The following is a 21407-nucleotide window of genomic DNA, read 5'->3' as shown; positions in this document are numbered from 1 at the left end:
GCAGGCTGGCTGCTACAAGGGATTGGTGTGGATCACAGAATTGCGGGTTGGCACAAAACACTGTGGGAGCTGGCTTGCCAGCGATAGCGGTAGGTCAGGCAACAAGGATGTTGAATGTGCCGCCGCCCTTGCTGGCAAGCCAGCTCCCACAGGGGGAGTGTATGGCTGCCGCTCAACTCAGCCGCGAATAAAGGCTAAAAGATCCGCGTTGATTGTTTCGGCCTCTGTCGTCGGCATCCCGTGCGGAAACCCCGGATACGACTTCAGCGTGCCATTGGGCAGCAACTTCGCCGACAACGGCCCCGAGTTCGCATACGGCACAATCTGATCATCCTCACCATGCATCACCAAAACCGGCACGGTGACCTTCTTCAGATCCTCAGTAAAATCCGTCTGCGAAAACGCGACGATCCCGTCGTAATGGGCTTTTGCGCCGCCGATCATGCCCTGACGCCACCAGTTGGCAATGATCCCCTCCGAAGGCGTGGCGCCCGGCCGGTTGTAGCCATAGAAAGGCCCCGTCGGAATATCCCGATAAAACTGCGCGCGATTCGCCGCCAAATTCGCCTGAAACTCATCGAACACCGATTTCGGCAGCCCACCCGGATTGCTCTCGGTCTGCACCATCAGCGGCGGCACCGCACTGATCAACACGCCCTTGGCGACGTTGTCCTGACCATGCCGGGCGATGTAATGAATCACCTCACCACCACCGGTCGAGTGGCCGACGTGCACCACGTTCTTCACGCCCAAATGATTAACCACTGCCAGCGTATCGTCGGCGTAATGATCCATATCGTGGCCATCCCAGACCTGGCTCGAACGCCCGTGCCCACGGCGATCATGGGCAACCACCCGAAAGCCTTTGCCGAGAAAAAACAGCATCTGCGCATCCCAATCGTCCGAGCTCAGCGGCCAGCCGTGGTGGAAGTGGATCACCGGCGCGTCTTTCGGGCCCCAATCCTTGTAGAAGATTTCGACGCCGTCTTTGGTGGTGACAAATCCCATGTTCGCTACTCCAGACCAATGTGATGGATAACCCGCGCGGTGGGCGCGGACCGGTTTCGCTGATGACGTGCCTTCTGATGGCTCGGGTGCGAGCCGTTATCAACTGTAGGATTAAAGTCGACATCTGCATGACCGGTGGTCGCAACGTCTGGCTTCAAGCGCAAATTAGGCTTTGCTGAAAGGGATAAGCCGAGGCGCGCGTAGGCATTGATGGCCACAGCGGCGCCCCTTCAGAACACCGTGAGTCTGAGGAAATCCCCCGATGCTGACCTTGAATATCAATGGCAAGGATCAGGAGCTCGATGTCCCCGCGGACATGCCGTTGCTCTGGGTTCTGCGCGATGTCGCGCACCTGACCGGCACCAAATTTGGCTGTGGCATGGCCCAGTGCGGAGCCTGCACCGTGCACGTTGACGGGGCGCCGCTGCGCGCCTGCATTACGCCCGCGACCGCCGTGGCCCACGGGCAGAAAATCCTCACCATCGAAGGCCTGTCCACCGACGGTTCGCACCCGGTGCAGCAAGCCTGGGCCGAACTCGACGTGGTGCAGTGCGGTTACTGCCAGTCGGGGCAGATCATGTCTGCTGCCGCGCTGCTGGCGAAAATCCCCAAACCCACCGACAGCGATATCGATCAGGCGCTGTCCGGCAACATCTGCCGCTGCGGCACCTATCCCCGAATCCGCGCGGCAGTAAAGCGTGCTTCGGAAATCGGCTGATTTTGTGGGGAGATAGACGATGAACAGTCCTGTATCGCGTCGGGGTTTTCTCAAAGGCAGCGCCGTGTTGGGCGGCGGCCTGGTGGTGGCGTTTGTCGTTCCTGGCGGGCACAAGTTTGCCTATGCAGCCGAGAACGAAGGCAAGGTCTTTGCGCCGAATGCGTTCTTGCGCATCGCGGCGGACAACAGCGTCACCGTGCTGCTCGGGCATTCGGAGATGGGCCAGGGCATCTGGACCGGCCTGACCATGTTGATTGCCGAGGAACTGGACGCTGACTGGTCGAAAATCCGCGTCGAGCATTCCCCCGCATCGGCGGCGGATTACGGCATGCCGGGGTTTGGCGGCATGCAGATTACCGGCGGGTCGACGTCGACCTGGATGGAGTTTGATCGCTACCGGCTGGCGGGCGCGACGGCGCGGCAGATGTTGGTCGAAGCAGCAGCGAAGCGTTTTGAAGTGGCGCCCTCGGCGATTCGCACCGAGTCAGGCGTGGTGATTGCTGGCGATAAACGTGCGACGTACGGCGAGCTGGCGGACGCCGCCGGGCAACTCCCCGTGCCGGATCCGAAGTCGATCACTTTCAAGGAGGCCAAAGACTGGAAAGTCATTGGCAAACCGACCAAGCGCCTCGACACTCCAGAGAAAATCACCGGCCGCGCCAAGTTCGGCATGGATGTGCAGTTCGAAGGACTGATGACGGCGATGGTCGCGCGCGCCCCGGTGTTTGGCGCCAGCGTCAAATCCTTCGAAGGCGCCGAGGCGTTGGCGATACCCGGCGTACACAAAGTGCTGCAGGTGCCGACCGGTGTCGCGGTGATTGCCGATCATTATTGGGCGGCGAAGCTGGGGCGGGATGCGCTGAAGATCGATTGGGATCTAGGCCCGCACGCCGATCTGAGCAGTGAAAAGCTGCTGGAAAGTTTCCGCAAACTGGCCACGACACAAGGCACGTCAGCCAGTCAGGCCGGAGATGCCAAGGGCGGTTTTGGCAAAGCGGCGAAGAAGATTGATGTCGAATACAGCGTGCCGTATCTGGCCCACGCGCCGATGGAGCCGCTCAACTGCACGGTAAAGATCAGCGCTGAAAAATGCGAAATCTGGACCGGCACGCAGTTTCAGACCCTCGATCAAATGGTCGCCGGCAAGATCACCGGGCTGAAGCCGGAGCAGGTGGAAATCCACACTGAATTCCTCGGCGGCGGTTTTGGCCGCCGGGCCAACCCTACCTCGGATTTCGTCGCCGAAGCGGTGCAAGTGGCGAAAGCCGCGGCGATGCCGGTGAAAACCGTGTGGTCGCGCGAGGACGATATTCGTGGCGGTTATTACCGTTCGATGTTCCTGCATCAGGCGAAAATCGGCTTGGGCGCTGATGGTTTGCCCTCGAGCTGGCAACACGTGCTGGTCGGGCAGTCGATCATGACCGGCACGCTGATGGAGGCGACGATGGTCAAGAACGGCATCGACCCGACCTCGGTCGAAGGCGTTGCCGATAGCCCTTATGTCAAAGGCCTGGCCAATCATCAGGTCGATCTGCATTCGCCGCAGACCGGCATCAATGTGCTGTGGCTGCGCTCGGTGGGCCATAGCCACACCGGTTTCGTCATGGAGTCGCTGATCGATGAAATGGCCACGGCGGCCGGTAAGGATCCGGTCGAGTACCGACGCACCTTGCTCAAGGATCATCCTCGGCATTTGGGCGTACTCAATCTGGCGGTAGAGAAGGCTGACTGGAAAGCGCCACTGCCGGACGGTCATGCGCTCGGCGTCGCCGTACACGAATCATTCGGCAGCTACGTCGCGCAAGTCGCCGAGGTGTCGCAGGACAATCTGGCGATCCGTGTGCACCGCGTGGTTTGCGCGGTGGACTGCGGGATTGCGGTGAACCCGCAGAGCATCGCCGCGCAGATGGAGTCGTGCATCACCTTCGGCCTGGGCATGGCGCTGCACAGCAAACTGACGCTCAAGGACGGTGCGGTGTTGCAGTCCAACTATCACGATTATCAGGTGCTGCGGCTCAACGAGATGCCGCTGGTCGAAGTGCACATTGTGCCCAGCAGCGACAAACCCGGCGGCATCGGTGAGGCCGGTGTGCCGCCGACCGCACCGGCGGTGGCCAACGCGGTGTTCGCCCTGACCGGGCAACGCCTGCGTGAACTGCCACTGCAACTGTCGGGGGTGTGAGATGAAACGACATCTGTTGTTGGGGACGTTGATTCTGCTGGGGCTCGGCGGTTATGCGTCGGACTTGTTCGCGGAGGATCAGGAGGCCTTGAAAGCCTTCAACACGGTGCAGAAAGTCTTCCAGAGCCCGCGTTGCCAGAATTGCCACATTCCTGGTGATTCGCCATTGCAGTTCGACGCTGGCATCCCCCACGCCATGAACGTGGTGCGCGGCATGGACGGCAAGGGGGCGGCCGGTTTGCCCTGTGCAACCTGTCACGCAGAAAACAATCCGCCGGCCAGTTACGGCCCGCACGCACCGCCGGGTGCGCCGCATTGGAGCCTGCCGCCGGCGTCGCACAAAATGGCCTGGATTGGCCTGCCGCCAGACAAGCTTTGCGCGATGATCAAGGACCGTTCGAGCAATGGCGATCGCGACTTCGCCGCGCTGATCAAACACGTCAGTGAGGATAAATTGGTGCTCTGGGGCTGGAATCCTGGGGCAGGTCGCGCGCCGGTGCCGGTGCCGCACGATATTTTCGTCGCGCAATTCAAGCTCTGGGCCGATGCTGGCGGGCCGTGTCCGGTGGCGGGGATCTGACGGGGTGAAGCCTCGCTGATTTGCGCTACGCTCAAGTGCATTGATGACAATGGAGTGTACGAATGCTGGTTCCAGGAAAACCTGCCAATGAAGCTGCGCGGATTCAGGTGTTGCACGGGCTCGATCTGCTTGATTCGGCGCCCGAGGAGCGTTTTGATCGGCTGACGCGCTTGGCCAAACGCCTGTTCAATGTGCCGATCGCGCTGGTGACGCTGGTGGACAAGGATCGGCAATGGTTCAAGTCCTGCGTGGGCCTGGACGCCACCGAAACGTCGAGGGATGTGTCGTTCTGCGGCCACGCGATTCTGCAAAACGAATTGTTGCTGGTGCCCGATGCCCGCGAGGACGTGCGTTTCCACGACAATCCGCTGGTCACGGGCGAACCGAATATTCGCTTTTACGCCGGCTACCCGCTGACCGTGCCCAATGGCAATAAAATGGGCACCTTGTGCCTGATCGACACCAAGCCCCGTGAACTCGACGACGAAGAACGCGCGCTGTTGCGTGATCTCGCGGAAATGGCCGAGCAAGAGCTGACCGCCGTGCAGATGGCGAGCATGGACGAGCTGACGCTGCTGTCCAATCGTCGTGGCTTCAAACAACTGGCCCAGCATGCGCTGGACGCGTGCGCCCGGCTGGAGCGGCCGGCGACGTTGCTGTTTTTTGACCTGAATGATTTCAAGCAGTTCAATGATCTGTATGGGCATGCCGAGGGCGACAGTGCGCTGAAGACCTTTGCCGATGTGTTGCGCATTGCCTTTCGCGAGAGTGATGTGGTCGGGCGCTTGGGCGGCGATGAATTTGTCGCGCTGCTGACGGGGTCGAGCCATATCGAAACCAACGCGATCATGGCGCGGCTCAAGGAGATCCTTGAAGAGCGTAATGCGACGTTGCACCGGGGTTATGCGATTCGCTTCAGTGTTGGGCAGATTGAATACGACGGCAAACGCCACGAAACCGTGGATCGCCTGCTCGCCGACGCGGATGGCGCGATGTATGCGCACAAACAGGCCCTGAAGCGCTGTTGATTCGGGCCCCATCGCTGGCAAGTCGAATCGTCGCACCGCAGCTCCCACAGGGATCTGCAGTGAACCGGGATTTTGTGAACACCCGAGAAACCTGTGGGAGCTGGCTTGCCAGCGATGGCGTCCGCACATTCAACATCGTCATCGGCTGACCCACCGCCATCGCGAGCAGGCTCACTGTTGCGAGAATTTGGGGCATAAAAAAACCCGCCTGAAGAGGCGGGTTTTTTTATCGGCTAAGCGAAGATCACTCTTCGATGTTGCCCATGGCGGTGGTGTTGAAACCGCCGTCGACGTACATGATTTCGCCGCTGATGCCCGACGCCAGGTCGGAGCACAGGAAGGCGCCGGCATTGCCGACTTCGTCGATGGTGACGTTGCGACGCAGCGGGGTTTGCGCTTCGTTGGCGGCCAGCATCTTGCGGAAGTTCTTGATGCCCGAGGCTGCCAGGGTACGGATCGGGCCAGCCGATACGCAGTTGACGCGGGTGCCGTCCGGGCCCAGGGAACCGGCCAGGTAACGTACGCCAGCTTCCAGCGAAGCCTTGGCCATGCCCATCACGTTGTAGTTCGGCATGGTGCGCTCGGCGCCCAGGTACGACAGGGTCAGCAGGCTGCCGTTGCGGCCTTTCATCATTTCGCGGCCGGCTTTGGCCAGGGCCACGAAGCTGTAGGCGCTGATGTCGTGCGCGATGCGGAAACCGTCACGGGTGGTGGCTTCGGTGAAGTCGCCGTCCAGTTGGTCGCCCGGGGCGAAACCAACGGAGTGGACGATGCAGTCCAGACCGTCCCACTTCTTGCTCAGTGCTTCGAAGACCTTGGCGATTTCTTCATCGCTGGCCACGTCGCACGGGAAGCACAGCTCAGGGCTCGAACCCCAGCCTTGGGCGAATTCTTCAACACGACCTTTCAGTTTGTCGTTCTGATAAGTGAAGGCAAGCTCAGCGCCCTCGCGATGCATGGCGGCAGCGATGCCGGATGCGATGGACAGCTTGCTGGCGACACCGACGATCAGTACGCGCTTACCGGCGAGAAAACCCATGTGTTGCTCCTCTTTCAGGTTATTGCGCAGTGGCTGGTGCCAAAAAAGCGGCTTCCAGCAACTGCTGTGTATACGGATGTTGGGGGGCGGCAAAAATACTTTGCGCGTCTCCCTGTTCGACCACTTGGCCATGCTTGACCACCATCAACTGGTGGCTCAGCGCTTTGACGACAGCCAGGTCATGGCTGATAAACAAATACGTCAGGTTGTACTTGGCTTGCAGTGAACGCAACAGCTCCACCACTTGCCGCTGCACCGTCCGGTCGAGCGCCGAAGTCGGCTCGTCCAGCAGGATCAGCGCCGGTTTCAGCACCAAGGCCCGGGCAATGGCGATTCGCTGCCGTTGCCCACCGGAAAATTCGTGGGGGTAGCGGTGCCGGGTTTCCGGATCCAGACCTACCTCCTTCAATGCCGCAATAATCGCCGCTTCCTGTTCGGTTGCGGTGCCTATCTTGTGAATCCGCAGGCCTTCGCCAACGATGTCACTGACACACATGCGCGGGCTCAGGCTGCCAAACGGGTCCTGAAACACCACCTGCATCTCCCGACGCAACGGGCGAACCTCGTTCTGCGTCAGGCAGTCTAGCTGCTTGCCTTCAAAACGGATCGCGCCTTTGCTGCCGATCAGCCGCAAAATCGCCAGACCCAGCGTGGATTTGCCGGAACCGCTTTCGCCGACAATCCCCAGAGTCTGACCCTGAGGCAGGCTGAAATTGATGCCGTCCACTGCCTTGACGTGATCCACCGTGCGTTTGAGCAGGCCTTTCTTGATCGGGAACCAGACTTTCAGGTCCTCGACTTCAACCAGCGGCGCGCCGATTTTATTGCTCGCCGGGCCTCCGCTGGGCTCCGCGCCGAGCAATTCCCGAGTGTACGGATGCTGCGGCGAACGGAACAGCTCTGCGCACGATGCCTGTTCGACGATGCAACCGCGCTGCATGACACATACACGATGCGCAATTCTTCGCACCAGGTTCAAATCGTGACTGATCAGTAGCAGCGACATGCCCAATCGGGCCTGCAATTCCTTGAGCAAATCGAGGATTTTCAGCTGAACGGTCACGTCCAGCGCCGTGGTCGGTTCGTCGGCAATCAGCAGTTCCGGCTCGTTGGCCAGGGCCATGGCGATCATCACGCGCTGGCGCTGGCCGCCGGACAATTCGTGGGGCAGGGCCTTGAGGCGCTTGTGCGGCTCGGGGATGCCGACCATATCCAACAGCTCCAGCGTGCGCTTGGTCGCGACTTTACCGGTCAGGCCCTTGTGGATGCCGAGCACTTCGTTGATCTGCTTCTCGATCGAATGCAGGGGATTCAGCGAGGTCATCGGCTCCTGAAAAATCATCGCGATGCGATTGCCGCGAATATGCCGGATGGTCTTTTCGCTCAGGCCCAGCAGGTTTTGCCCGGCGTAATTGATGCTGCCGGCCGGATGACGGGCCATCGGGTAGGGCAACAAGCGCAGGATCGAGTGCGCGGTCACCGATTTGCCCGAGCCGGATTCGCCAACCAACGCGAGGGTTTCGCCACGCTTGATGTCGAAACTCACGCCTTCAACGACCCGGTGTACGCGTTCGCCGAAACCGAATTCGACGGCGAGGTCGCGCACTTCGATCAGATTGTCCTGATTCATTTCACTTCCTCGGGTCGAAGGCATCGCGAGCGGACTCGCCGATAAACACCAGCAAACTCAACATCAATGCCAGCACGGCGAAGGCACTCATGCCTAGCCACGGCGCTTGCAGGTTGGATTTGCCCTGCGCGACCAGTTCACCCAGCGACGGACTGCCGGCCGGCAAACCGAAACCGAGGAAGTCCAAAGCGGTCAGGGTGCCGATGGCGCCGGTGAGGATGAACGGCATGAAGGTCATGGTCGAGACCATCGCGTTGGGCAGGATGTGGCGGAACATGATCGCACCGTTCTGCATGCCCAGCGCCCGCGCGGCGCGCACGTATTCGAGGTTGCGACCCCGGAGGAACTCGGCGCGCACCACGTCGACCAGGCTCATCCACGAGAACAGCAGCATGATCCCCAGCAGCCACCAGAAATTCGGCTGGACGAAACTGGCCAGAATTATCAGCAGGTACAACACCGGCAGCCCCGACCAGATCTCCAGGAAACGCTGCCCGGCCAGATCGACCCAGCCGCCATAGAAACCCTGCAATGCGCCGGCAATCACGCCGATGATCGAACTCAATACGGTCAAGGTCAGCGCGAACAGCACGGAAATGCGGAAGCCGTAAATCACCCGCGCCAGCACGTCGCGGCCCTGATCGTCAGTGCCGAGCAGGTTGTCCGCCGACGGTGGCGCCGGCGCCGGAACTTTCAGGTCGTAGTTGATGCTTTGGTAGTTGTAGGGAATCGGCGCCCACAACACCCACGCATCCTTGGCCTTGAGCAGTTCGCGGATGTACGGGCTCTTGTAGTTGGCTTCCAGCGGGAATTCGCCACCGAAGGTGGTTTCCGGGTAGCGCTTGATCGCCGGGAAGTACCAATTGTTGTCGTAATGCACCACCAGCGGCTTGTCGTTGGCGATCAGCTCGGCGCCGAGGCTCAGCCCGAACAGCACCAGAAACAGCCACAGCGACCACCAGCCGCGCTTGTTGGCCTTGAACAGTTCGAAGCGGCGGCGGTTGAGAGGGGACAGGTTCATCTCAATGCTCCCGGCTTTCGAAGTCGATGCGCGGATCGACCAGGGTGTAGGTGAGGTCGCCGATCAGTTTCACCACCAGCCCGAGCAGGGTGAAGATGAACAAGGTGCCGAACACCACCGGGTAATCGCGGTTGATCGCCGCTTCGAAACTCATCAGGCCGAGACCGTCGAGGGAGAAGATCACTTCCACCAGCAGCGAGCCGGTGAAAAAGATGCCGATAAACGCCGAGGGGAATCCGGCAATCACCAGCAACATCGCATTGCGGAACACGTGGCCGTAGAGCACGCGATGGCGGGTCAGGCCTTTGGCTTTGGCGGTGACCACGTACTGTTTGTTGATCTCATCGAGAAAGCTGTTCTTGGTCAGCAGGGTCATGGTCGCGAAGTTGCCGATCACCAGCGCCGTCACTGGCAACGCGAGGTGCCAGAAGTAATCGAGGATCTTGCCGCCGAAACTCAGTTCATCGAAGTTGTTCGAGGTCAGCCCGCGTAACGGAAACCAATCGAGATAACTGCCGCCGGCAAACACCACGATCAGCAGAATCGCAAAAAGGAACGCCGGGATCGCGTAGCCGACGATGATCGCCGAACTGGTCCACACATCGAAGTGACTGCCGTGTCGCGTGGCCTTGGCGATCCCCAGCGGGATCGACACCAGATACATGATCAACGTGCTCCACAGCCCCAGCGAGATCGACACCGGCATCTTTTCCTTGATCAGGTCGATGACCTTGGCGTCGCGGAAAAAGCTGTCGCCGAAATCCAGCTTCGCGTAGTTCTTGACCATGATCCACAGACGTTCAGGGGCCGATTTGTCGAACCCGTACATGTGCTCGATTTCCTTGATCAGCGCCGGGTCAAGCCCTTGCGCGCCGCGATAGGACGAACCGGCCACCGACACTTCGGCGCCGCCGCCAGCGATGCGGCTGGTGGCGCCCTCGAAGCCTTCGAGCTTGGCGATCATCTGTTCCACCGGGCCGCCGGGCGCGGCCTGGATGATCACGAAGTTGATCAGCAAGATGCCGAACAGCGTCGGGATGATCAGCAGCAGTCGCCGAAAAATATACGCCAGCATCTGATTACTCCGTGCCCACAGGGTCGGCTTGCAGTTTGGTTTCGACTTCTATCGCCGGTTTCGCGTCAGGCTTGACCCACCAGGTGTTGATGCCGATGTCGTATTTGGGTGAGACCTTCGGGTGACCGATGTGATTCCAGTAAGCCACGCGCCAGGTCTTGATGTGCCAGTTGGGAACTACGTAATAGCCCCATTGCAGCACACGATCCAGCGCACGGGCGTGGGCCACCAGGCTTTTGCGCGAGTCGGCATTGATCAGGTTCTCGACCAGTTGATCGACGATCGGATCCTTCAGGCCCATGGTGTTGCGGCTGCTGGCCTTGTCGGCGGCGGCGCTCATCCAGTATTCGCGCTGCTCGTTGCCCGGCGAGTTGGACTGCGGGAAGCTGCCGACCATCATGTCGAAGTCCCGCGAACGCACGCGGTTGATGTACTGCGAAACGTCGACACGACGGATCACCAGATCAATACCGAGGTCGCTGAGGTTGCGTTTGAACGGCAGCAAGACGCGTTCGAATTCGGTCTGCGCGAGGAGAAACTCGATGACCACCGGTTTGCCGGTGGCATCGACCATTTTGTCGTCGACGATCTTCCAGCCGGCCTCTTGCAGCAGCTGATAGGCCTCGCGTTGCTGGGTGCGGATCATGCCGCTGGCGTCGGTCTTCGGGTTCTCGAACGCTTCGCTGAATACCTGCGCCGGCAGCTTGCTGCGGAACGGCTCGAGGATCGCCCGCTGATCGGCGTCGGGCAGGCCGGTGGCGGCCATTTCCGAGTTCTCGAAATAGCTGCGGGTGCGGAAGTAGGCACCGTTGAACAGTTGCTTGTTGGTCCATTCGAAATCGAACAGCAGGCCGAGCGCCTGACGCACGCGCACATCCTGAAACAGCGGGCGGCGCAGATTGAAGACAAAACCCTGCATGCCGGTCGGGTTGCTGTTGGCGATCTGTTCCTTGATCAGACGCCCCTCGGTGACCGCCGGGATGTTGTAAGCGTTGGCCCAGTTTTTCGCGGTCATCTCCAGCCAGTAATCGAACTGCCCGGCCTTCAACGCTTCGACGGCAACGGTGTTGTCGCGGTAGTAATCGCTGGTCATCGTGTCGAAGTTGTAGAAACCGCGATTGACCGGCAGGTCTTTGCCCCAGTAATCCTTGACCCGCTCGTAACGTATCGAGCGACCAGCCTTCACTTCGGCGACCTTGTACGGGCCGCTGCCGAGGGGGATTTCCAGATTGCCCTTGGTGAAATCACGATCGGCCCACCAGTGTTTTGGCAACACCGGCAATTGGCCGAGGATCAGCGGCAGTTCGCGGTTGTTGCTGTGCTTGAACTTGAACAGCACTTTGAGCGGGTCTTCGGCGATGACTTCGGCGACGTCGTTGTAGTAGCCGCGAAACATCGGCGAGCCTTCCTTGGTCAGCGTGTTGAAGCTGAACACCACATCGTCAGCGCGCACCGGATGACCGTCGTGGAAGCGCGCTTCGGGGCGCAGGTAGAAACGCACCCAGCTGTTGTCCGGGGCTTTTTCGATTTTGCCGGCGATCAAGCCGTATTCGGTAAAGGGCTCATCGAGGCTGTGCTTGGTCAGCGTGTCGTAGATCTGCCCGATGTCATCGGCGGGCACGCCTTTGCTGATAAACGGGTTGAGGCTGTCGAAGCCACCAAAACCGGCCTGACGGAAGACGCCACCCTTGGGCGCATCGGGGTTCACGTAATCGAAATGTTTGAAATCGGTCGGGTATTTCGGCGGCTCGTTGTACAGGGTCACGGCGTGTTGCGGAGCGGCAAAGGCCAGCCCGGCGAACAGCAAGCCGCTGGCCTGCACGAGCAGGGCGCGGATGGGTTTCATCGATCTTTCTCCGAAGACTTCAGCCACCATGCGCTCAGGCCCAGGGTGTAGGGCGGCGTGGTGACGAAGGCCAACCGGTTGCGGTAGGCCAGACGGTGATAATTGAGGTACCAGTTGGGAATGCTGTAATGCTGCCAGAGCAGCACGCGGTCGAGCGCCTTGCCGGCGGCGACCTGCTCGTCGCGAGTGCGCGCGGCAAGCAACTGTTCGAGCAGGTGATCGACCACCGGGTTGGCGATGCCCGCGTAATTCTTGCTGCCCTTGACCCCGACCTGGCTGGAGTGAAAGTACTGCCACTGCTCAAGGCCCGGGCTGAGGGTCTGGTTGAGCGTCATCGAGATCATGTCGAAATCAAATTGATCGAGGCGTTGTTTGTACTGCGCCCGATCCACGGTGCGCAGGCGCGCGTCGATGCCGATGCTGTTGAGGTTCTCGATGTAGGGCTGGTAGAGGCGTTCCAGGTTCGGATTGACCAGCAGCAGCTCGAACCGCAACGGTTGGCCGGCAGCGTTTTGCAGGCGCTGACCGTTGAGCTTCCAGCCGGCCTCGGCGAGCAATGCCAATGCCTTGCGCATGGTTTCCCGGGGAATGCCGCGACCGTCGGTTTTCGGCAGGGTGAACGGCTCGGTGAACAGCTTGGCCGGCAGTTGCTCCTTGTACGGCTTGAGCATCAGCCATTCATGGCCGACCGGCAGGCCGCTGGCGCTGAATTCGCTGTTCGGGTAGTAACTGGTGGTGCGTTTGTAGGCGTCGCTGAACAGGGCGCGATTGGTCCACTCGAAGTCGAACATCAGGCCGAGCGCTTCGCGGGTTTTCACGTCCGAGAATGTCGCGCGGCGGGTGTTCATGAACAGGCCCTGACTCTGGGTCGGGATCTGATGCGGGATCTGCGCTTTGATCACGTCGCCACGGCGAATCGCCGGGAAGTTGTAGCCGTTGGCCCAGTTCTTCGCCTGGTGCTCGATGTAGATGTCGAACTCGCCGGCCTTGAACGCTTCGAAGGCGACATCGCTGTCACGGTAGAACTCGACTTCCATGCGATCGAAGTTGTACTTGCCGCGATTGACCGCCAAGTCCTTGCCCCAATAATCCTTGACCCGTTCGAAGATCAACTGTCGGCCCGGCGTCACCGAGGTGATGCGATAGGGGCCGCTGCCCAGTGGTGGTTCGAACGTGGTGGCTTTGAAGTCGCGGCCTTTCCAGTAATGCTGCGGCAGTACCGGCAATTCACCCAGACGCAGGATCAGCAGCGGGTTGCCCGAACGCTTCAGCACGAATCGAATGCGCTGTTTGTTGAGGATGTCGACGCGCAACACTTCCTGCAGGGCGGTGCGGTACAGCGGATGACCGTCCTTGAGCAGCGTTCGATAGGAGAACGCCACGTCATAAGCAGTGATCGGCGTGCCGTCGTGAAAATGCGCCTCGGGGCGCAGATTGAACACCACCCAGCTGCGATCTTCGCTGTACTCCACCGATTGCGCGATCAAACCGTAGCTGGACGCGGGTTCGTCACCGGAGGGCGAATACTGGCCGGTGCCGACCATCAGCGGCTCGTTCAGCTCGTTGATGCCGTACTGGAGGAAATTCGGCGTGGTCACCGGGCTGGTGCCTTTGAAGGTGTACGGGTTGACCGTATCGAAGGTGCCAAACGCCATCACCCGCAACGTACCGCCCTTGGGCGCTTGCGGGTTGACCCAGTCGAAGTGGGTAAATCTGGCCGGGTACTTGAGCGTGCCGAATTGCGCATAACCGTGACTTTCGGTAATCGTCGCGCTTGCGGTTGAGCTCAAGGCCAGGCTGATCAGGAGCAGGAGGAGGGGACGCTTCAAGTCAGATCTGATCCAGGCGGCTTGGGCTTTGTGGGCCGTACAGTAACAGCTTGTCTGGACAGGAAAAAGATGCGGGTTAATGCGGGGTTAATCGTTTGCGCGAAGAGCCCCTCACCCTAACCCTCTCCCGGAGGGAGAGGGGACTGACTGCGGTGTTTGGGAGAGTTGCACCGACGTGCAATACCGAGCCGAACTCAGGTTCTGAAAAGACCCCGATCGGCTCCCTTTCCCCCTCGCCCCCCTTGGGGGAGAGGGCTGGGGTGAGGGGGATGGATCTAAAGCACACCCCAAAAACGTGATCCAAAAAAAAGCCCCTGTAAACACAGGGGCTCTTCCATCAGTGCGGCTGATAAACCGTGAGCATCTGCCCCGGCTTCAACGCTTTACCCGCACCCGGATTCCAGCGCTTGAGATGTTGCATCTCAACGTTGAAACGCTTGGCGACCACGTACAGCGTGTCGCCGCGCTTGACCTTGTACTGGGTCTGCTGCGCGCTGTCGTCCTTGCCTTTGGTCTTGCTGTTGGCGGCAACCACCGTGTTGACCCGACCGGACTTGCGTGCCGGGCTGCGCTTGGTGGTGTCCTGCATGACCAGGGTCTGGCCAACCTTGAGGTTCTTGCCGCTGAGCTTGTTCCAGCGCTGCAGATCCTTCACTTCGACCTTGTTGGCCTTGGCGATGGAGCCGAGGTTGTCGCCACGCTTGACGCGATAGGCGCGCTTGAGCTTGGCCACTTCCGACGGATCGGCACCTTCGAACACTGGTTTCAGCGAACGTTTGCTGATCAGCTCATCAGGACGCATGGTCTGCAGGCTGGCGGTCAACAATTGCGCTTTCGATGTTGGCACCAGCAAATGCTGAGGGCCGTCGATGGTGGTGCGCTGCTTGAACGCCGGGTTGAGCTGGAACAGTTCGTCTTCGTCGATGTTGGCAACCGCGGCGACTTTGGACAGGTCCATGCGCTGGTTGATTTCGACGACCTGGAAGTACGGTTCGTTGGCGATCGGGTTGAGGTTGACCCCGTAAGCTTCCGGCGCCAGCACCACTTGCGACAGCGCCAGCAGCTTCGGCACGTACGCCTGGGTTTCCGCCGGCAGTGGCAGGTTCCAGTAGTCGGTCGGCAGGCCGAGCTTCTCGTTGCGTTCGATGGCACGGCTGACCGTGCCTTCGCCGGCGTTGTATGCCGCCAGGGCCAGCAGCCAGTCACCGTTGAACATGTCGTGCAGACGGGTCAGGTAGTCCATGGCCGCAGTGGTCGACGCGGTAATGTCGCGGCGGCCGTCGTAGAAGCGGGTCTGGCGCAGGTTGAAGTAACGCCCGGTGGACGGAATGAACTGCCACAGCCCCGATGCATCGGCCCGCGAGTAGGCCATCGGGTTGTAGGCGCTTTCAATCACTGGCAGCAGAGCCAGTTCCAGCGGCATGTTGCGTTCTTCGAGGCGTTCAACGATGTAATGGATATAGAGACTGCCGCGTTCGCCGGCGTTCTCAAGGAAAGAGGGGTTACTGGCGAACCACAGGCGCTGTTGCTCGATGCGCGGGTTCACGCCAAGGCCTTCCTGCAACTGGAAACCCTGGCGCATGCGTTCCCAGATGTCCTGGGGAACCTGTGGGCTGGGCTTCTCGGTCAGCCAGATCGGCTTCTGCTTGGCTCGCGCAGCAATGTTGGGCGTATGGGTCGCTTCAGTCTGCGGAGCATGGCTGGAACAGCCCGCCAGCGTGGCGGACACAGCCACCGCGATGGCTTGCGCCAGGCGGGTCAATGCGTCTGAATTGACGGACTTACGTATGGATGACGACATTGGCTGGAAGTAAGTTCCGGGCAAAAATGTCGGGCGATTCTAGAAAGCGCACCCCCTGCGGTCAACCATTCAGAAATTTTGTACCAAGCCGTGAGTCACTTAGAACTTATCTTTCCATGCCCGCAGAGCCGCAAAAACCTCGCTCGGCGCCCGGTTTTGAGCGCCTTCCCGTTCGTCCACTTTTTGTTTAACTAATGTTTCAGAGGTACGCAAAAACGGGTTGGTGAGCTTTTCCAGGGCCAGAGTCGAGGGCAGGGTCATCACGCCGTTTTGCCGTTGCTGGCTGACTTTTTCCAGACGGGCGGCAATGTCCGGGTTGCCCGGCTCGACGGCGGCGGCAAACTTCAGATTGCTCAGGGTGTATTCGTGTGTGCAGTAGACCAGCGTATCTTCGGGTAGCGCAGCAAGACGGCCGAGCGAGTGGTGCATCTGCTCAGGGGTGCCTTCGAACAGCCGGCCGCAACCGGCGGCGAACAGCGTATCGCCGCAAAACAGCAGGCCGTGGTGGTAATAGGCAATGTGTCCCAAGGTGTGACCGGGCACCGCATAGACCGCGAAGTCCCAGCCGAGCACGCTGACGCTGTCGTTATCCTTCAACGCCACGTCGCGCGCCGGGATGCTTTCGCTGGCAGGCCCGTAGACTTTGGCGCCGCTCGCCGCTTTCAGGCGTTCGACGCCGCCGACATGATCATGGTGATGGTGGGTGATCAGGATATCGCTCAACACCCAGCCCGGATGGGCGTCGAGCCACGCCAGCACAGGCGCGGCATCGCCGGGATCGACCACCGCGCAGCGCTGGGTGCGGTGATCCTGTAACAACCAGATGTAGTTGTCGGTGAACGCGGGCAGGGCACTGATCTGTATCATCGTCGGAATTCGCCAAGCGGAAAACATTGGCGCATCTTAGTAGTTCCTGGCGCTTTGGAGAATGCGATGAGTGATAAAGCGTTCGCACAGGCTGATCCTGACTGGCTGGCCCTGATCGGTGCAGCCCGTGAATGGCTGTCCGGCCCGCTCGGGCAGTTTCTGCTCGATGAAGAGCGGCGCATGCTCGAAGACGAGCTCGGTCGGTTCTTCGGCGGTTATCTGGTGCATTACGGCCCGTCCGCCGAAACCCCGCCGTCGGCCCCGCAGGTGCAGCGCAATGTGCGCCTCGGTGCGCCGTTGCCCGGCGTCGAAATTGTCTGCGAAGAGCAAGCCTGGCCATTGAGCGAGCACGCGGCCGATGTGGTGGTGATGCAGCACGGTCTGGATTTTTGCCTGTCGCCGCACGGTTTGCTGCGTGAGGCAGCGAGCAGCGTGCGCCCCGGCGGGCATTTGCTGATCATCGGCATCAACCCCTGGAGCACCTGGGGGCTGCGGCATGTTTTCGCCCACGACGCCCTGCGAAAGGCGCGCTGCATCTCGCCGTCGCGGGTCGCCGACTGGCTCAACCTGCTGGGCTTTGCGCTGGAGAAACGCCGCTTCGGGTGCTATCGTCCGCCGCTCGCGTCACCCAAGTGGCAGGCCCGCCTGGCCGGCTGGGAACGCAAGGCGGGTGACTGGCAACTGTCGGGCGGCGGCTTCTATTTATTGGTCGCGCGCAAGATCGTCGTAGGGCTGCGGCCATTGCGTCAGGAACGTCGCGAACCGATGGGCAAGCTGATTCCGCTGCCGATGGCCAAGGTCAATCGCCGCCGTATCGAACCGTAAACCTTCTTTTATTTGTGACCGGGTTTGTCCCGGTCCAGGTCATTGTCGATCCGTGATCGGCAAGACACGCATTTTTTCTGGATAGAGTGGCATGAGCGAAAGCGTCGATAGCGTAGAACTGTTCACCGACGGCGCCTGCAAGGGCAACCCCGGCCCGGGTGGCTGGGGCGCCTTGCTGGTGTGCAAGGGTGTCGAAAAGGAACTGTGGGGCGGCGAAGCCAACACCACCAATAACCGCATGGAACTGCTCGGCGCGATTCGCGGCCTTGAAGCGCTCAAGCGTCCGTGTGAAGTGCTGCTGGTGACCGACTCGCAATACGTGATGAAGGGCATCAACGAGTGGATGGCCAACTGGAAGAAGCGCGGCTGGAAAACCGCGGCGAAGGAGCCGGTGAAGAACGCTGATCTGTGGAAAGAGCTGGATGAGCAGGTCAACCGCCACAAGGTCACCTGGAAATGGGTGCGCGGCCACATCGGCCATCACGGCAACGAACGGGCGGACCAACTGGCCAACCGTGGCGTTGATGAAGTGCGCGGTTACAAACAGACCTGATTCCCAATACATACCCCCTGTAGGAGCTGCCGCAGGCTGCGATCCTTTGATCTTGATTTTAAAAACCAACATCAAAAGATCGCAGCCTGCGGCAGCTCCTACAGGTTGGTGGGGTGTCATTCAAGCCGGCGCGCGATGCGAACCGTGAGCGTGTTAACATCCGCGTTTTTGCACGATTGACCCGTTGAGAGCTGAGCACTGATGGCCACCAGATCCGTTGTACTCGATACCGAAACCACCGGCATGCCGGTGACCGATGGTCACCGGATCATTGAAATCGGCTGTGTTGAACTGATCGGTCGGCGCCTGACGGGCCGGCACTTTCACGTTTACCTGCAACCGGATCGTGAAAGTGATGAAGGCGCCATCGGCGTCCACGGCATCACCAACGAGTTCCTGGTCGGCAAGCCGCGCTTCAACGAAGTCGCCGACGAGTTCTTCGAGTTCATCAAAGGCGCGCAGCTGATCATCCATAACGCGGCGTTCGACGTTGGCTTCATCAACAACGAATTCGCGCTGATGGGCCAGAAGGATCGTGCTGACATCACCCAGCACTGCTCGATCCTCGACACCCTGATGATGGCCCGGGAACGTCACCCGGGGCAGCGCAACAGCCTCGATGCGTTGTGCAAACGTTATGGCGTCGACAACTCCGGCCGTGAACTGCACGGCGCCTTGCTCGACTCGGAAATTCTCGCCGACGTTTACCTGACCATGACCGGTGGCCAGACCAGCCTGTCGCTGGCCGGCAACGCCTCGGACGGTAATGGCTCGGGCGAGGGCGCGGACAACTCGGCGACCGAGATTCGCCGCCTGCCGGCGGATCGTCAGCCGGCGCGGATCATTCGCGCGACTGAAGATGAATTGGCGGCGCATCTGGTGCGGTTGGAGATTATTGCCAAGTCTGCCGGTGGCCCAGCGTTATGGACGCAGATCGCCGAAGCCGACGCCCAAGCCTGAAGATCAAAAGATCGCAGCCTGCGGCAGCTCCTACAGGGGATCACATTCCAATGTAGGAGCTGCCGGAGGCTGCGATCTTTTTGTTTCTGGAAATACTGACAACTGGCCACCCTCGCCACAATCGCTGCAACCCTCTACCCTGAGTGCATTGGCAGCCGCAAACCTGCCGCCTCAGGACACTGAGCCCCATGTACAAAGATTTGAAGTTTCCGGTGCTGATCGTCCACCGCGACATCAAGACCGACACGGTCGCCGGTGACCGTATCCGTGGCATCGCCCGGGAGTTGGAGCAGGAAGGTTTCAGTATCGTCTCGGCCACCGACTACGCCGAAGGGCGGTTGGTCGCGTCGACCCATCATGGCCTCGCGTGCATGCTGATTGCCGCCGAGGACGCCAGCACCAACTTCCATCTCTTGCAGAACATGGCCGAACTGATCGGCCTGGCGCGGGTGCGTGCCCCGGATCTGCCGATCTTTGCCTTGGGCGAGCAGGTCACCCTGGAAAACGCCCCGGCCGATGCCATGGCCGAACTCAATCAATTGCGCGGCATTCTCTACCTGTTCGAAGACACCGTGCCATTCCTCGCCCGGCAGGTCGCGCGAGCGGCGCGCAAGTACCTGGATGGCTTGCTGCCGCCGTTTTTCAAAGCGCTGGTGCAGCACACCGCCGACTCCAATTATTCCTGGCATACACCGGGCCATGGCGGCGGCGTGGCTTATCACAAGAGTCCGGTGGGGCAGGCGTTCCATCAGTTCTTCGGTGAGAACACCCTGCGTTCGGACTTGTCGGTCTCGGTGCCGGAACTCGGTTCATTGCTCGATCACACCGGGCCACTCGCCGAAGCTGAGGCGCGTGCGGCGCGTAATTTCGGCGCCGATCACACCTTTTTCGTGATCAATGGCACCTCGACCGCCAACAAGATCGTCTGGCACTCGATGGTCGCGCGCGACGATCTGGTGCTGGTCGATCGCAACTGCCACAAGTCAGTGCTGCACGCGATCATCATGACCGGCGCGATCCCGTTGTACCTGTGCCCGGAGCGCAATGAACTGGGGATCATCGGCCCGATTCCGCTGAGCGAATTCAGTCGTGAATCGATCCAGGCCAAGATCGACGCCAGCCCGTTGACCAAGGGCCGTGCGCCGAAGGTCAAGCTCGCGGTGGTCACCAACTCGACTTATGACGGCCTCTGCTACAACGCCGAACTGATCAAGCAAAGCCTCGGCAACAGCGTCGAAGTGCTGCATTTCGATGAGGCCTGGTACGCCTACGCGGCGTTTCATGAGTTTTTCGCCGGGCGCTACGGCATGGCCACCTCGCGCAGCGAAGACAGTCCGCTGGTGTTCACCACCCATTCCACGCACAAACTGCTCGCGGCGTTCAGCCAGGCCTCAATGATTCACGTGCAGGATGGCGGGGCGCGACAGCTGGATCGTGACCGCTTCAACGAAGCGTTCATGATGCACATTTCGACGTCGCCGCAGTACAGCATCATCGCCTCGCTGGACGTGGCCTCGGCCATGATGGAAGTACCGGCCGGGCGTTCGCTGTTGCAGGAAACCTTTGACGAAGCGCTGAGCTTCCGTCGTGCGCTGGCCAATCTGCGGCAGCACATTGCCGCCGATGACTGGTGGTTCTCGATCTGGCAGCCGCCGGGTGTTGAAGGCATTGATCGTGTACAGACTCAAGACTGGCTGTTGAAACCGGAGGCCGACTGGCACGGTTTCGGCGAGGTCAGCGACGACTACGTGTTGCTCGACCCGATCAAGGTCACGCTGGTGATGCCGGGGCTGAATGCCGGTGGCGCGCTGAGCGAGAAGGGCATTCCGGCGGCGGTGGTCAGCAAATTCCTCTGGGAGCGCGGACTGGTGGTCGAAAAGACCGGCCTGTATTCATTTCTGGTGTTGTTCTCCATGGGCATCACCAAAGGCAAGTGGAGCACGTTGCTCACCGAGCTGCTGGAGTTCAAGCGCAGTTACGACGCCAACGTCCGTCTCGACACTTGCCTGCCGTGCGTGCCGCAGGAAGACACTGCGCGCTATCGCGGCATGGGCCTGCGCGACCTCTGTGATCAGTTGCACGCCTGCTACCGCAGCAATGCCACGGCCAAACACCTCAAGCGCATGTACACCGTGCTGCCCGAGATCGCCATGAAGCCGGCCCACGCCTACGACCACTTGGTGCGTGGCGAAGTCGAAGCGGTGCCGATCGATGAACTGGAAGGGCGGATCGCCGCCGTGATGCTGGTACCGTACCCGCCGGGCATCCCCTTGATCATGCCCGGTGAACGCTTTACCGAGGCGACCCGCTCGATCATCGATTACCTGAAATTTGCTCGCACGTTCGATAGCAGCTTCCCCGGTTTTGTCGCGGATGTGCATGGATTGCAGCACGAAGACGAAGGCAATGGACGGCACTACACCGTCGATTGCGTCAAGGAATGAG

Annotated in this window: 17 protein-coding genes; 8 read left to right on the top strand and 9 right to left on the bottom strand. The window is 60.5% G+C overall.

Features of this window, described 5'->3' with window-relative positions:
- Positions 1-177: 177 nt before the first annotated feature.
- Entirely contained in the window at positions 178-1008 is an 831-nt protein-coding gene (locus EJA70_RS29600) for an alpha/beta fold hydrolase (protein WP_158836092.1), read from the bottom strand.
- A gap of 262 nt (positions 1009-1270) precedes the next feature.
- Here EJA70_RS29600 and EJA70_RS29595 point away from each other — a divergent pair, with 262 nt between their 5' ends.
- The 4 genes from EJA70_RS29595 (at position 1271) to EJA70_RS29580 (ending at position 5516) form a co-directional block, all read left to right on the top strand.
- Positions 1271-1726 carry a (2Fe-2S)-binding protein gene (locus tag EJA70_RS29595; protein WP_003224136.1) on the top strand — a complete coding sequence of 152 codons (456 nt, stop codon included), beginning with the start codon at positions 1271-1273 and terminating at the stop codon, positions 1724-1726.
- A 19-nt stretch (positions 1727-1745) separates the two neighbouring features.
- On the top strand, positions 1746-3908 hold the full coding sequence (locus EJA70_RS29590; RefSeq protein WP_158836090.1) for a xanthine dehydrogenase family protein molybdopterin-binding subunit: 2163 nt from the start codon (positions 1746-1748) through the stop codon (positions 3906-3908).
- Position 3909: 1 nt separating this feature from the next.
- Positions 3910-4488 carry a hypothetical protein gene (locus tag EJA70_RS29585; protein WP_158836088.1) on the top strand — a complete coding sequence of 193 codons (579 nt, stop codon included), beginning with the start codon at positions 3910-3912 and terminating at the stop codon, positions 4486-4488.
- 62 nt (positions 4489-4550) lie between these two features.
- Complete coding sequence (locus EJA70_RS29580) at positions 4551-5516, top strand: diguanylate cyclase (protein ID WP_158836086.1); 966 nt, start codon at positions 4551-4553, stop codon at positions 5514-5516.
- Positions 5517-5760: 244 nt separating this feature from the next.
- Here EJA70_RS29580 and fabI read toward each other — a convergent pair whose 3' ends face one another.
- The 8 genes from fabI to gloB all read right to left on the bottom strand — a co-directional run bounded on the left by fabI (position 5761) and on the right by gloB (position 16624).
- The gene (gene fabI / locus EJA70_RS29575; RefSeq protein WP_007910591.1) at positions 5761-6555 is read right to left on the bottom strand and encodes an enoyl-ACP reductase FabI; all 795 of its coding nucleotides are present in this window, start codon (positions 6553-6555) and stop codon (positions 5761-5763) included.
- Positions 6556-6574: 19 nt separating this feature from the next.
- Entirely contained in the window at positions 6575-8185 is a 1611-nt protein-coding gene (locus EJA70_RS29570) for an ABC transporter ATP-binding protein (RefSeq protein ID WP_158836084.1), read from the bottom strand.
- Between the two features lies 1 nt (position 8186).
- On the bottom strand, positions 8187-9206 hold the full coding sequence (locus EJA70_RS29565) for an ABC transporter permease (protein WP_008088512.1): 1020 nt from the start codon (positions 9204-9206) through the stop codon (positions 8187-8189).
- 1 nt (position 9207) lies between these two features.
- The gene (locus EJA70_RS29560; protein WP_008088514.1) at positions 9208-10281 is read right to left on the bottom strand and encodes a microcin C ABC transporter permease YejB; all 1074 of its coding nucleotides are present in this window, start codon (positions 10279-10281) and stop codon (positions 9208-9210) included.
- A 4-nt stretch (positions 10282-10285) separates the two neighbouring features.
- A complete protein-coding gene (locus tag EJA70_RS29555) occupies positions 10286-12127 on the bottom strand; it encodes an extracellular solute-binding protein (RefSeq protein ID WP_158836082.1) in 1842 nt (613 codons plus the stop codon).
- Positions 12124-13956, bottom strand: coding sequence for an extracellular solute-binding protein (locus EJA70_RS29550; protein ID WP_158836080.1), 1833 nt, complete (start codon positions 13954-13956; stop codon positions 12124-12126). Before EJA70_RS29550 ends, EJA70_RS29555 begins: the two co-directional genes overlap by 4 nt.
- 337 nt (positions 13957-14293) lie before the next feature.
- Positions 14294-15757 carry a LysM peptidoglycan-binding domain-containing protein gene (locus tag EJA70_RS29545; RefSeq protein ID WP_158836078.1) on the bottom strand — a complete coding sequence of 488 codons (1464 nt, stop codon included), beginning with the start codon at positions 15755-15757 and terminating at the stop codon, positions 14294-14296.
- A 99-nt stretch (positions 15758-15856) separates the two neighbouring features.
- A complete protein-coding gene (gloB, locus tag EJA70_RS29540; RefSeq protein ID WP_158836076.1) occupies positions 15857-16624 on the bottom strand; it encodes a hydroxyacylglutathione hydrolase in 768 nt (255 codons plus the stop codon).
- Between the two features lie 66 nt (positions 16625-16690).
- Here gloB and EJA70_RS29535 point away from each other — a divergent pair, with 66 nt between their 5' ends.
- From EJA70_RS29535 to EJA70_RS29520, 4 genes are all read left to right on the top strand, one after another.
- Complete coding sequence (locus EJA70_RS29535) at positions 16691-17449, top strand: class I SAM-dependent methyltransferase (RefSeq protein WP_008088524.1); 759 nt, start codon at positions 16691-16693, stop codon at positions 17447-17449.
- Positions 17450-17540: 91 nt separating this feature from the next.
- Positions 17541-18002, top strand: a complete 462-nt coding sequence (gene rnhA, locus EJA70_RS29530; RefSeq protein WP_123532078.1) for a ribonuclease HI — start codon at positions 17541-17543, stop codon at positions 18000-18002.
- A 201-nt stretch (positions 18003-18203) separates the two neighbouring features.
- Positions 18204-18962, top strand: a complete 759-nt coding sequence (gene dnaQ / locus EJA70_RS29525; protein WP_008088528.1) for a DNA polymerase III subunit epsilon — start codon at positions 18204-18206, stop codon at positions 18960-18962.
- Positions 18963-19150: 188 nt separating this feature from the next.
- Positions 19151-21406 (top strand): Orn/Lys/Arg decarboxylase N-terminal domain-containing protein, encoded by a 2256-nt coding sequence (locus EJA70_RS29520; RefSeq protein WP_158836074.1) that lies wholly within the window; start codon positions 19151-19153, stop codon positions 21404-21406.
- Position 21407 lies beyond the last annotated feature (1 nt).

The organism is Pseudomonas sp. PB103 (genome assembly GCF_009764635.1).
GTDB lineage: Bacteria > Pseudomonadota > Gammaproteobacteria > Pseudomonadales > Pseudomonadaceae > Aquipseudomonas.
Note: the sequence above shows the minus strand (reverse complement) of the source record. Positions and strands in the feature narration are given on the sequence as shown.